This window comes from Gammaproteobacteria bacterium, assembly GCA_013003425.1.
In the GTDB taxonomy this organism is placed as follows: Bacteria; Pseudomonadota; Gammaproteobacteria; order Steroidobacterales; family JABDKV01; genus JABDJB01.
Genome location: JABDJB010000027.1, coordinates 1 through 12,344, shown reverse-complemented (window position 1 = coordinate 12,344; position 12,344 = coordinate 1). Strand labels below are relative to the sequence as shown.

Genomic DNA, 12,344 nt, shown 5'->3' with positions numbered 1-12,344 from the left:
GGTAATTGGGGTCAGACCGAGATTCTTTGCAACAATTGACTCTAAAAGGCTGATTTTTCAGCTGGCGGTAGCCCCCCCAAGATCTTTTAATGGGCCAAGCTTCATTGCATCCGATCATTGCCGCGCCCGCACGCTACTTGCTGCCAGGGATACCGCAACACGTCATTCAGCGTGGCGTCGACCGACAACCTACCTTCTTCGAACCGGCTGATTACGAGCTCAGGGCGACTGAATCCGGCAACATGTGCCGGCGTATTCAAACTTGGCCGGTTTCTATCCCGTATTCACTTCGTTTGCGGGCAGACACCCGGCACGAATTCAACCGCATAGGTATCTGTCTGGTAACGCGGTACATACGGAAAGCCTTCCGGTGGCTTCGGCACCAGCCAGTAGCGACCGCCACTGGCGTCAGGCCCCGGAGGATAAATATCCCCTGACTCTTGATGATGCCATTCGGCATCCACAAGCAAGGCCTCAACTTTTTGATCGTTGTACTCGAGTGTTTCCCGACCCACCCAACTGACAATCACCCGGTAGGTCGCATCAAAGCTCATCATCGACGCCGAAAATTCCAACGGTGATTCCTGATATCCCAATGTGGCGAGTGGCAGACCCATTACGGCGCCAGGCAACATCTTCGAGTTGATCTTCCCCTGCACGCTCTCCCGTGCACCTGCCAGCGCACTCCAGCCCTGATAGCCGTCCGCGTTTAGTTCCTGCACCGCAAGTAGTTTCCGGGACGCGTCCGGCATTATCGCGATAACTTCCATTCGTCGTGGACCAAAGGTATCGCGCTCGAAATAGGTCGTCGCAACGGTTGTCGGGCCACTCGGTCGTTTGACGATATGACGTAGCCGCAAAGTCTGGTCGCCTATAACAGCAACCTGTTCGGTCAGCATGCCTCCGTCTACCCAGTTGCCCTCGGCAAACGCGCATTGCTGCCATTGCAGTTCGTATTCTGCGATCTTTCGGCCATCAATTTGACCATCCCCCAATTCAAGAGGCTGGATTGCCGTGCTGGTGTTTGCGCAGCCAGCCAGCATTACGAGTAACATAGCTATAAATCGCATCCTGAATCCTCCGGCGAGCGATTGCTTCACGTTTGTTGTGTGCGAATCTGCGTCAACACTGTCTGCAAAAATTCGATCCTGCTTTCTGCGTTCATGACGCCCCCCATCGCACCCAGATGTTCAAAAAAATCATCCGATGCCGGGTGTTGCTGCAAGTAGTCCCGACTTGTCTGCAGGTGAAGTCCCAGGGACTCCAGCACACTCTCGGCAAGTGCTATTCGCTCCCTGGGTGCGAGCGCGCCGAGTAGAAACACGCGGCTTCTCAAGGGGTCAAATATCGACGCTAACAACTCGGGCTTTTCTATTTCCTTGATCCAGGCCTTGAGCACCTTCTTGCCATTCCGTGTTATCGACAGCGGCCTGCGCCCACGGCCATCGGTGCTGTCAGCAGTCGACTCTATGAAGCCTTCTTCTTCCAGTCGCGCCAGTAATGGATAGATTGCTCCGGCCGAGGCCCGCCAGTGAGAAGATGGTGACGCCTTTAGCTCCATACGTAACGAATACGCGGTGCAGGGTTGGCTTTTGAGAATAATGCCAAGTGCAACGCCCTCGAGTTCACTGAGTTTTCGCATAATCCAGGCTCGGTCAGCGGATTTCGACAATAAATGGCTTGTCGTTACGCTCCGCTTCAAAACGCAACGGTATCGCACTCCTGAACAAAGACCCCAGCTCTTTGAAACTGAGCCCCTGCATTGACTGACCATTAACAGAAATCAGTGCATCGCCAGCTTGCAAGCCGGCACGTGCACTCAATGACCCTGCCTCTACCATCGTGACCGTCGGTGGTGTGCCTGCAGGCAATGACCGGAGCTGCATTCCCAGCCGTCGTGGTTTGCCAGTGTTTTCAGCTTCGACAACGTGGGTGACTTTGGTAGTTTCTGACTTGCGTAGCGACAACAAACCATTACGCTGATCGATACTCAGCACCAGATCCCCCAGCACGGCATTGCCGATGTTGCCATGCGGCGTCGACGGATCGATAAACGCGACGGCCGGATTTTCGAAGCTGATGTCGCCGAGTTTTATCACACCATCGACCGTAGCGAGCTGAATTGAACGCTGGCCGCCGACCAGTTGTGCTGCCGGTCCCTGCTGCATCCCGTCTTGCAGCGGTATGGTCGCGCTCATAGCCAGTGGGAAGGTGAAGGTGGACGGCGCACCGGTATCCAGATGCATCATTACCGGCTGACCCACCACATCAATCTGGAATTGAAATCCGGACTGAGCATCCGGGTTGTAAGCGATCACACCTGCATGGTCCGCCGTTAGTTCATCGTGCGAAATTACGATGCGGTCATTAGCAGGATCAAAAGTGATCAGTGTTTCGCGAAACAAGTCCATTCCGACGACACCCTGAAGCTGGCCGAGTGACATGGCATTGAGCTCCATGATCAGAAACTCGGCGTCTTTTATGGTGAGACCATCAATTGTGACGCTCGGAATGACGACGATGTCGGCTGTAACCGGCTCCACTCCACCGGAAAGAACTTCTTTTTCGCCGATCTTCTGCATTCCCGCCCCTTCGGCAATTTCACGGTCGATCACATTGACCCCGGCTCCGGTGTCGACTATGAAATTGAAAGGGCCTTCGGAACCAACATGACTGGAAACAAAAGCGTGTTGCCCGTCGAGGTTCGTGCTGAGCCGAACGCTGTTGCCTGCGTAGTACAAATGCTCGCCGACACGCACCTGTGCTGGTCCCGGGGCGACCTTCACACAGCCAGCAACAGACAGAGCAACCAATACGCCCGGCAGGAACCGCTTCAGCCGATCATTATTCATTTTTTTCCATATAGTCCGATTCGGACTATATGAAATTCACCTCTGAATTTCAAGGTTTCAGAGCTTCAGTGCCGAAAAAAGGAGCCCATAGTCCGCATTTTCCAGGCCATAGAACCGGAAGCCGCGGTCGCCAGCAAATCACCCCGGTTATTCTCGCTGTAAGGCGACCGGCCGTATGTGAACAGAGCGCCGCTAGCCGTTTCACACTTACATTGCCATCGGCAACCGCCTGGAAAGCCGAGCGTCAATCCTTCCTTTGGGTGTCTGCGCCGGTAGCCGGGCGCTCATCGGGCAGTGTGAATACGGGAATGTCTGCGGCCTGTGCGCCGCGATCAATGGACTTCGGCGACCCACCCAATATCTTGCGCTCCAACCCCGTTTCCCGATTCTCCAGGTTACCGCGGAAATGCTTTCGTGCCCCATTTGTCTGTCTCGTTGTCTATGCTTATGCCTGCATGATTCGGAGGGCAGTAGGACATGAACAAATGGCTGCAACAGCAAATTGAGTCCATTATAAGAGAAATTATTACGAGCGAACGCTACGACAGCCTGCCACCAGAGGAAATCTCCCAGATTGCTGTGGAGCTGGCGTTGTTCCTGAGCAATATCCTGCTCTCGGTTCTCGGTGCGCTGTTGGTTGGGTTGATTGCTTACATCCTGGTCAACCGGCATCAGACAAAGTCGGCGCAAATTACCAAAGAGATCGAAAGGCAACGGCTGCTGCATGAGCTCGAAGACGGATACCAGAAAATCGCGTCGACTCGCTGTGTCTGGTTGCCAAACAAGGAGGGCTTTAAATCCAGTGTTACCTACAATTTCACCGTAGCCCTGACGCGTGAGATCAGATGGCTTCCCCCGCAGAATATAGAGTATGACTGGGATACAGGGGATCGTTTGGTAGTGTTCACAGCCGACCGGGATCTCATCAGCAGTAGCGTCCTGCACGAGGCGTTGTTCTGGTTCAGGCGTGTCCATCGCGCCTTTGTCGCGAAGCTTCTTCATCCGGGCGATTTGTATGAGCTTTGGCGGCAGCTATTGCCGTTCGTTACCGATTCCCGTTATAGCTTTATGGTTGAATATTTTGGCGGTATGAAGCGTCGTGGCGACGAAGATGTCCAGGCAATACAGCAAGTCGTGCAGGAGGTAGTCGACTATTGTTCCGAAAACGGAAAGAACGTGCCGCTGGATTACCTTGATGGGCGAATCGATCGCGAGATGCACCGGGCTCTTCCACCAAAGCTCGCCGGTATGTTGAAGCCGGCGCCGGGCTAGCAGGTACCGGAGACCGGGTCCAGGGTTATCTTCGGTCGCTTTTGTCTACAAGGAAGGAAGCGTAATCAGGCACCGGGGTGGAAAGCCGGATTGGTCAAAACCATCTGCACTTGAACAAGAGAATCGGGCAAACTCGAATCCCGTTATTCAAAATCTTTTGCCGGCTTTGTTCCGCCCACCCCTGGCCAACCTGAAATCAAGGGTTTAGCGAGTCGCGCGAGGACCCGGGCGTGACTGAGTTAACAGAAAACAGACCCCCGTTTGATTACTCTGCGAGAGGCTTTGTCATAAACAGCCACGAAATATGGACGAACCTGCGGACAATATTGAATCGGGCGATCAGTCGGACAGTCAACCCGTTCTGCTGCTCGAACTCGACAAAAAAACCCTCACACGGTACCGGCTGAACAGGCCGCGGCTGCGGTTGGGCCGATCTTCCAACTGCGACATTGTGCTCAGCGACAGTACCGGTGTCAGCCGCGAACATGCACAAATCCTGGTGATTGATGGCGAAGTGGTGGTCGAGGATCTCGACAGTCGAAACGGCACTTTCGTCAACAAGATATCGTGTGAACGACGCACGTTACGTCCGGGAGATCGCATCTCTATTGGGCAATACCGGCTGCATTTTCAGCTGGAACAATATGAGACGCGTGTAAACGTCGCGTTGGGCAATGAGATTGCCACGCTGCTTGCTCTCTGGGCTCGCGCCGGCGTGGCCGAAAAACCGGACAGCTGCCCGCTTTGTGGCAGCAGTGCCGGGTTGCCGGAAACGTTGGCAACGGGCGAGCACTGCGGCATCGACGACGAAGAGCCCGAGGTTTTTGCCGAACCGGCTGCTGAACCGGAAAGCGCTGCCATTGAGTCTTTTGAGTCACCCGACTCGCCAGAGATCGAAGAACAGATCGCCGACGATGAACCCTCGTGCATCGTCCTTATGCCTGACTAAAAATCCGTTATGAGCCGGGCGATTCCTGGCCTTTCTTGCGGCGGCGGACCGGTGGAACGATCTTCGCAGACCAAAAATGCCGGCGCCCTTTCCAACGACATCTTTTTGCCTGATTCCTCGTCTTTACCTGACCCCGACCCAACGCAATTTTCGGCGCCGTCCGTTGACGTTAGTGACCGACGCCTTCGCCTAATGCACCGGCGTAACCCCAGGAGCCGATCAGGCGTGTCTCGGGCCGGTGTCGTTTCAGGTGAACCCGGCGCCAGTTGTCGAATGCATCCATATCGACTGTGTCCGGTACCTGCCAGACTTGTTTGCCAAAATAGTACACGGTGTACTCTTCAAGAAAACCTGCGTGGCGCACGTCCAGGAGCGTATCCAGGTATTCATCCTCGCTATGTGGCTTTCCCTGCCAGGCCTCGAGCAGATGCTGGCGCGCCTTGAGTTCGCAGTTGTAGGTGCTTACCCGGGCGGGATTTTCACTTCCGGTTTCCAGCTGACAGGCGCTGCGTAACAGGCTGTAGGTCACCCAGCTCTGCAGCACCGGGTCGTTATCGTTGTAGGCCTGCGGGGCGAGATAAAAGCTGTCGCCATCGGTTACGCCGTCGCGTACGTAAATGTCGGGGCGACAGGCGACGCTAAGCAGTACCGCGGGCAGTAATATATAAATCAGTTTTTTCACGCAGCCCGATGATATCGACGACAAGGGGTCAAGTCTTCCCATTTCCCATCTTCAATGAGAACGATGGGAAATGGGAAGACTTGACCCCTTGTCGATTTTCTAGTCGCGCTGTGGGAAGCGCGCCTCTACATTGCCTTCCGCATCGTAAAACGAGAGGGTGCCGTTCTTTCGGTAAAAAAGCACGGCCGCGCCGCGCAGCTTTGGTCCATGCAGTGCGAAACCGCTGCCGCCATGAGCGAAATGCGCCGCGCCTACACGGGAGTCTCCGGCGGTATCTTTCAGATACAGCGCCGTGCCTTCCTCGTTGTGTCCCAGTGTCGCTCTTGCATTGCCCTGTGTGTCGTTTACCACCACGCCGTAGCCACCGTCGTGTGCTCCCAGCTGCAGCATCACGTTGCCGTCGGGGTCGATGATCTGCAGTTCACTGGCGCGTACGACCTGGCCCTGCGCTGCCAGCGTTGAGCAGGCCGCGACCAGCGCGGCGAGGCTGGCCACGGCAACAAGCGACCACGCGCGGCTGCGCCATTCGAGTCGTGACAGCCGCAATTCAATTTCACGTTCATTCATGACAAAACCCCTCACCTGGTTTCGCTGCTACAGTCCTTCCCGCATCACCGCACTTCAAGCGTGCGACGTACTTTGTCGAGGTGCCGCTGTTCAATCTCCGGCCAGCGCTGTGCCCGGGCCCCGTCCGGTTTCAGTTCCGAGCCGGTCAGGCCGAGCGGCGCGAGATCATCGATAAAGATGATCATCAGTTCCTTCTGCCGTGATTCGTCAGTCAGGTACACCATGCGTGAATAGGAGAAGTTGTCGGGCAGCGTGTAACCATTGCTGCCAAGCAACTGCCGGAACATCGCGCCATCGGTGCCACGGCGACGTTTACGGTTCGGGTCAACCTGTACCGGTGCGGTGTCAGTATGGAATTCGTAGTCGCCCAGCTGCACCCGCAGTGGTGAATCGTCGTAATCATATTTATAGGGTTTATCGGGCAGGTAGGCTTCGAACTGCACCCAGTAAACGCTTTGCAGACGATCGTCCGGCATAGTTTCGACAAACAGATACTGCTCGGTGTCGGCTACGCCATAAAGAATGAATTTCTGCCCACCCAGGTAACGGTACTCTGGCGCAAAGTGCAGGGTGGCAGCAGGATCAAAAGTGGATATCAGCTCATTACCTGCCACCGTTCGTGCCAGGTCAGTGTATTCCGGTGTCGTCGTCAGCCGGCCCCGGTCCATGAAGTGGTTGTACACCAGGGCCACAGCACCGACTGCCAGTACTGCCAGTCCCAGGAAAACAGCGGTCTTTTTCTTCATTGATTCTTTCCCAAAGAAGCGCAGATGCTACCGGAGTCTCAAGCGTTTGCGCAGCCCGGCCAGTCTGGCCATTGGGGTTGTGTCAGGTTGCAACAACGGCAAGCGGGACATACAGCTCGGCGGCGCTGAGCCCGCCATGTACGCCGACCAGCGTGTTGGGCGATTCGCCCGGCAGCACGTCGGTGACAATGTACGGCTCTTTCATCAGCAGGGTAAAGTCGCCCACGCGCGCGCGCAGCTGGCTGTGCAGCTCGCCGGGGCCAAACAGGCCGGTATCGACCAGTCGCTGGCTCGGAATTGCAGTAACGATGTCACCCAGTTCAGCTGAGATGTAGTTTTCAAAAGCGGTGTGTTCGCCGGGGTGTACGTAGCAGTATGCCGCGCGCGGCTCGCCGCACAGCGGAACGTCGAGCATGGCAGTCAGCGGCCGATGTTGCTCGAACTTGACGCGTGATTGTTCCGTAGTGTCAATAACGCCATGGTCTGCCGTGAGCAACACCAGCGTGTCGCTGTTTTCGAGTTGCTCGATCAGTCCAGCGAATCCGGCGTCGATGTCGAGGAAATGCTGCATCGCCGCGGCGGTGCCGATGCCTTCCTGATGGCCGACATGGTCGAGGTCCGGCCAGTAAGCATAGATGTACTTGTCTGCGCTGTCGGCTTTGACCACATCCACTATCGTTGCGTAAAACTGTCCGAGATTGTCGTAGGCATGGATGTTCGCGCCGCGGCTGAACGCATTATTGAACGGCGAAAATGCGATACGCGCCGGACTGATAACGTGGCTGTCGACCGCGAGCCGGGCGTTAAGTGGTTGCGGATCGAGTACCGCGGCCGGGTCGAGTCCCCGCTGCGTCAGCGATTCGTGGCCACCGCGGCTGCGAAATGGCAGCACCGCGGCCAGCGTGCCGATTTCCTGCAGCCAGATGTGCCAGCCGGTGAGCCCATGCTGTGCGGGCGCCAGCCCGGTTAGAAAAGTTGTTATCGCCGCCGCGGTCGTTGTCGGAAAAACTGAGGTCAGCGCGCCGCGCGTATGTTGCGCTATGGCGCTTTGCGGGAACTGCTGCAGGAACTCGTAGCCCAACCCGTCGATGACAATCAGCAGGATGTTGCGAAACCGTTCGGGCTGCTCGTTTTCCAGCAGTTTGAGCGGTGGATATATGGATTCATTTGCGCCGCGCGCAGCGGCAATCGTGGCCATGAGATTGACCAGGCCGGCGCCGTCATAATCGGGCCGGAGCATCCCGGCCGGCAGCACGGCCGGCTCAGAGTCGGGTACGGAAGGCATCATCGAAGCATAGTTCAGACCGCATAAGATGTGAGACATTATTGATGTAATTTGATTCAGGATGCCTGCCGATGGCTGAGAGCGAAGAACTGGTCTGCTGGAATTGCGGCGAGTCGCTGGCGGAACTGACCCTTCCGCTGCGGCGGCTGGAAGTGTGTCGGGCGTGTAACGCCGAACTGCACGTATGCAAGCTATGTGAGTTCTACGACACCGGCGTCGCCAAATCCTGCCGCGAACCGGTTGCCGAAGAAGTGCGCGACAAGGAGCAGGCCAATTTCTGCGACTATTTCCGTCCCGCTGCAAACGCCTACGTAGAATTATCCACAGGCCAGGCGGAAGCGGAGTCGCAACTGAAAACACTTTTTGGCGACGAGAACGCGGAGCAGGAGACAGACCCGCAATCAGAGCTGGAATCACTGTTCCGGAAAAAAACCGATTAATGTTGCCTCAGCGTGCCGGCACAGTTAGGATAGCCACCGTTGGCTTGGCTTCAGATTTTCTTCCGGCGATTCTGGTTGTTTTTTTCCCGTATCTCAGAGTGAAAACCGACGCAAGTCGATCGGTGCGTAACCGCGTGCACGAATGCAGTGGCAGTACCGGAATTTGTTTAGTTAGTGAGTGGAGAAAATGAGCAAGATTTACGCAGGCAACCTGCCCTTTTCAGTTGATGAAGATAAATTGCGTGAAATGTTCACGCCCTTCGGAGCGGTCGAAGATGTGACCGTAATTCGTGATCGCGATACGGGTCGTTCCCGTGGTTTCGGTTTCGTCCAGATGCCCGATGGCGATGCCCAAAGCGCGATTGAAGGCCTCAACGGGCAGGATGTGGATGGCCGCACTCTGAGAATCAGCGAGGCTCGTCCTCGCGAACAGCGGCCGCGCCAGCAGCGCTGGTAAGACCCAGCAGGGGTTGCCACTCGGGTGGCGACCCCTGGCTTCAACTTCCCTGCCTTACCCGCCGTCCGGCGGGGTCGTCCGTGTCGCTGGAAAAAATGTTGTTCTAGCGTAGCTCCAGTACCCAGCGGTCGCCGGCATCGATAAGAACTCGTGCCGCACCCTTTGCCAGCTCAAAAGCCACGATGCCCGTACTGCGGGTAACTGTCTGCCGGCCCACACCTTGTTCCGGTTCCAGCTCAACGCTGATGCCGTTGGCAGGGCGGAAATTCTGCTCGTCAAAGACAAATAACTCCAGCTTGTTACCTGGGGCAATCCGTACTCTCAACGTGTGCCGGCCCGCGTGCAGATCAACCTGGCGTCGCGCGACCGGCGCTGGATAACTGCCGGAATCATTGACGCCGGTATCGGTCTGGTTTTTGAGGCTGGCTACGTTTTCCGGCGTCGCCGGATGAAAGTGAAACGCCGGCAACTCTGATTGCCAGTCCACGATCAGTGTACCCAGCGAAGCAATGCGCAGCGATTGCCGCGATGCACTCTGACCGAAACCGGCAGCCACGCGTGCAACGAGGTTGCTCTGGGGTGTACTGGCACGCAGCCCGGAATGCAGGCCAATCCGCAGCTCGATCAGTTCGAGCAGTACTTCATCGTCGGCCAGCAGGCGCCGGTCGACGGCAGCCATCTGGTCACGCGGCAGTCCCTGGTCGTGATAGCCGGCGATCGTTGCGGCATCCAGCGGTACGCTTGTGGTCGGGCTGTCGTCATGCCTGACGCCCAGCAGCGCGCGCAGCAGGCGAGCGTCGCCGGCGCGGGTGCGGCAAAGTTCGCAGCTGGCAAGGTGATCCAGCGCTGCAACTTCCACTTCGCGGCCGTCGACATAGCTGGCGACAACCTCAGGGTCGAGATGAACACGCGGAATCTGGTGAGCCAGCGCCGGTTTCACTGCACGAAATCCCGGAACAGTGCAGGAAAGGTCATCGACACCTGGTCACGCAGTCTTTTTTCGGCCCGGTGCAGCATCACACCGACTGCGCTCGGCTTCATGCCAGTGCGCATGCCGATGTCGCGAAAACCGAGACCGTCGAAGCGGCGCAGCTGGATGATTCGCCGGTCCTGCTCGGACACAGCGTTCATGGCCTGGTGCAGCGCATCGCGCAAAGGCTTCAGCAGTTTATCTGCGAGATCGTTTTGCTCGCCGCCGCGACTTCGCACTTCCAGCGTCATTTTCAATGCCAGTGCCGTCAGGTAGGTGCGCAGGGTCGAGCGACCATCCCACATGCGCAATAATTGATAGTCGTTTTTCGCCAGCAGCTCAAAGAACTGCTCGAAGCGTTGCTCGACAGCATCGGGATCTTCCGACTCGCGGGTGAACAGCGTATAGATCAGACCGGCATGCTCATGCACCAGTGCCTCGGCCGCTGCGCGGTCCTGGCGGAGTACCCGGTTGACCAGCTCTTTGTCGTCCACGTATCGATGGCCCGATTTAACGTTAATGGCTGATTTTACGGGGGTTGCCGGGACAATGACTTGAACCAGTCCTCGGATTTGGCGTTCCGGCGGCGTTGGTTTCAGGCCGCCTGGACGGCGGCAAACTGTTCCTTGAGGTTGAGCACGTGTTCTTCCCAGTAGCGATTTTCTGCCAGCCATGGAAAGGCAATGGGAAATGCCGGGTCCTGCCAGCGCCGCGCCACCCAGGCGGTGTAGTGCAGCATACGCAGTGCCCGCAACGGCTCTATGAGGCGCAATTCGCGCGCGTCAAAATCATAAAAGTCTTCGTATCCCTGCAGCAGGTCTTCGATCTGCCCGCGCATTTCATTCTCGTCCCCGGACAGCAGCATCCACAGGTCCTGTACCGCCGGGCCGGTCAGGCAATCATCGAGGTCGACAAAATGCGGTCCGCTGTCTGTCCACAAGGTATTGCCGAGGTGGCAATCACCGTGTATGCGCAATTCGCGACAGGTGCCGACCTGATCAAAAACCTGTTCCACAGCTGCAATGAGTTGATCAGATATGGCAGCGTAGCTTTCGGTGATGTGTGACGGAATCCAGTCGCTGTCCAGTAAAAACTCGCGCGGTTCATGCCCCAGCCGTTCTATATCCACATACGGACGATGTTCGAATGCGCCGCTGGCACCAACGGCGTGCAACCTGCCCAGAAAGCGGCCCATCATTTCCCGGTCTTCCTGCGTTGCCAGTTCCGGCCAGCGCCCACCCTGTCGCGGGAACACCGCATAGCGAAAACCATCGTGTTCGAGCAGCGTGTGGCCCGCGCACACCATGGGAGCGACGACCGGTATTTCGTGCTCCTGCAACTGAATGGAAAACGCGTGTTCTTCGTCAATAGCGGCGTCAGGCCATCGGCCGGGCCGGTAAAACTTTGCCACCACCCAGCTGCCATCCTCCAGCCCGATCTGATACACCCGGTTCTCGTAGCTGTTGAGTGCCAGCGTGCGCCCGTCGCATTCGAAGCCCGCCTGCTCGATGGCATCAAGCACTACGTCGGGTGTCAGACCCGAAAACGGGCGTTCGTCTGTCATGGGTAGAGGCCGGCGCAATTCATCGGGCAATGGTACGCTGCAGTCGATACAGGAGTCGACGTATGCCGGCAAACTTGAAAGTGCAGTTTATCCACGGCCTTGAGGGCAGCCCTTTCGGCATCAAGTCGCAGCTGCTGCAGCAGGAGTTTGATGCCATTACACCGGCTATGGATACGGGTGATTTCGAGGCCTCCGTGCGGCTACAGGCAGACCAGCTGGCGGCGCGGCCACCCGATCTTCTCATCGGGTCCTCATTCGGTGGTGCCGTTGCCCTGGCGCTGCTGCAACGTGGCCTGTGGTCGGGCCGGACCCTGTTGCTGGCGCAAGCCGGTCTGCGCTACGGCTTGCCGGCGTCACTGCCGGTTGGCGTCCCCGTATGGATAGTCCACGGCACCCTCGATACCGTCATCGACCCGCAGGACAGCCGTCACCTTGCGGCCAGCGGACAGGCGCAGTCGGTGCGGCTCATTGAAGTGGATGATGACCACCCGCTGAGCAAATCAGTCGCCAACGGCGACTTTCTGCAATGGGTGCGTGACCTGGCCGTGGTCGCTGACTAG

Annotated in this window: 15 protein-coding genes; 5 read left to right on the top strand and 10 right to left on the bottom strand. The window is 57.2% G+C overall.

Going from position 1 to position 12,344, the window contains the following annotated elements; all coding sequences use genetic code 11:
* Positions 1–284: 284 nt before the first annotated feature.
* From HKN06_04555 to HKN06_04545, 3 genes are read right to left on the bottom strand one after another with little or no spacing between them, the layout of a single operon-like run.
* Positions 285–1,100, bottom strand: coding sequence for a hypothetical protein (locus HKN06_04555; GenBank protein ID NNF60586.1), 816 nt, complete (start codon positions 1,098–1,100; stop codon positions 285–287).
* Positions 1,097–1,642: a PadR family transcriptional regulator gene (locus tag HKN06_04550; protein NNF60585.1), complete on the bottom strand. Its 546-nt coding sequence runs from the start codon at positions 1,640–1,642 to the stop codon at positions 1,097–1,099. Before HKN06_04550 ends, HKN06_04555 begins: the two co-directional genes overlap by 4 nt.
* A gap of 13 nt (positions 1,643–1,655) precedes the next feature.
* A complete protein-coding gene (locus HKN06_04545; GenBank protein ID NNF60584.1) occupies positions 1,656–2,852 on the bottom strand; it encodes a PDZ domain-containing protein in 1,197 nt (398 codons plus the stop codon).
* Positions 2,853–3,329: 477 nt separating this feature from the next.
* Between HKN06_04545 and HKN06_04540 the strand changes: the two genes are divergently transcribed.
* The gene (locus HKN06_04540) at positions 3,330–4,124 is read left to right on the top strand and encodes a hypothetical protein (protein ID NNF60583.1); all 795 of its coding nucleotides are present in this window, start codon (positions 3,330–3,332) and stop codon (positions 4,122–4,124) included.
* Between the two features lie 304 nt (positions 4,125–4,428).
* Positions 4,429–5,073, top strand: a complete 645-nt coding sequence (locus HKN06_04535; GenBank protein NNF60582.1) for an FHA domain-containing protein — start codon at positions 4,429–4,431, stop codon at positions 5,071–5,073.
* 169 nt (positions 5,074–5,242) lie between these two features.
* Here the strand turns inward: HKN06_04535 and HKN06_04530 are convergent, their stop codons facing one another.
* From HKN06_04530 to HKN06_04515, 4 genes are all read right to left on the bottom strand, one after another.
* On the bottom strand, positions 5,243–5,755 hold the full coding sequence (locus HKN06_04530; protein NNF60581.1) for a hypothetical protein: 513 nt from the start codon (positions 5,753–5,755) through the stop codon (positions 5,243–5,245).
* 99 nt (positions 5,756–5,854) lie between these two features.
* On the bottom strand, positions 5,855–6,322 hold the full coding sequence (locus HKN06_04525; GenBank protein NNF60580.1) for a hypothetical protein: 468 nt from the start codon (positions 6,320–6,322) through the stop codon (positions 5,855–5,857).
* Positions 6,323–6,366: 44 nt separating this feature from the next.
* Complete coding sequence (locus tag HKN06_04520) at positions 6,367–7,068, bottom strand: hypothetical protein (protein NNF60579.1); 702 nt, start codon at positions 7,066–7,068, stop codon at positions 6,367–6,369.
* Positions 7,069–7,150: 82 nt separating this feature from the next.
* Positions 7,151–8,356, bottom strand: coding sequence for a phosphodiesterase (locus tag HKN06_04515; GenBank protein NNF60578.1), 1,206 nt, complete (start codon positions 8,354–8,356; stop codon positions 7,151–7,153).
* 68 nt (positions 8,357–8,424) lie between these two features.
* On the opposite strand from HKN06_04515, the gene HKN06_04510 reads away from it, so the two are divergent.
* Entirely contained in the window at positions 8,425–8,793 is a 369-nt protein-coding gene (locus HKN06_04510; GenBank protein ID NNF60577.1) for a hypothetical protein, read from the top strand.
* Between the two features lie 187 nt (positions 8,794–8,980).
* Positions 8,981–9,250, top strand: a complete 270-nt coding sequence (locus tag HKN06_04505) for an RNA-binding protein (GenBank protein ID NNF60576.1) — start codon at positions 8,981–8,983, stop codon at positions 9,248–9,250.
* Between the two features lie 103 nt (positions 9,251–9,353).
* On the opposite strand, the gene HKN06_04500 is transcribed toward HKN06_04505, so the two are convergent.
* From HKN06_04500 to HKN06_04490, 3 genes are all read right to left on the bottom strand, one after another.
* Positions 9,354–10,190: a hypothetical protein gene (locus tag HKN06_04500; protein NNF60575.1), complete on the bottom strand. Its 837-nt coding sequence runs from the start codon at positions 10,188–10,190 to the stop codon at positions 9,354–9,356.
* On the bottom strand, positions 10,187–10,714 hold the full coding sequence (locus HKN06_04495; protein ID NNF60574.1) for a sigma-70 family RNA polymerase sigma factor: 528 nt from the start codon (positions 10,712–10,714) through the stop codon (positions 10,187–10,189). Before HKN06_04495 ends, HKN06_04500 begins: the two co-directional genes overlap by 4 nt.
* A 101-nt stretch (positions 10,715–10,815) precedes the next feature.
* Positions 10,816–11,784, bottom strand: coding sequence for a serine/threonine protein kinase (locus HKN06_04490; protein ID NNF60573.1), 969 nt, complete (start codon positions 11,782–11,784; stop codon positions 10,816–10,818).
* A 62-nt stretch (positions 11,785–11,846) separates the two neighbouring features.
* Here HKN06_04490 and HKN06_04485 point away from each other — a divergent pair, with 62 nt between their 5' ends.
* Positions 11,847–12,344 carry a hypothetical protein gene (locus HKN06_04485; protein ID NNF60572.1) on the top strand — a complete coding sequence of 166 codons (498 nt, stop codon included), beginning with the start codon at positions 11,847–11,849 and terminating at the stop codon, positions 12,342–12,344.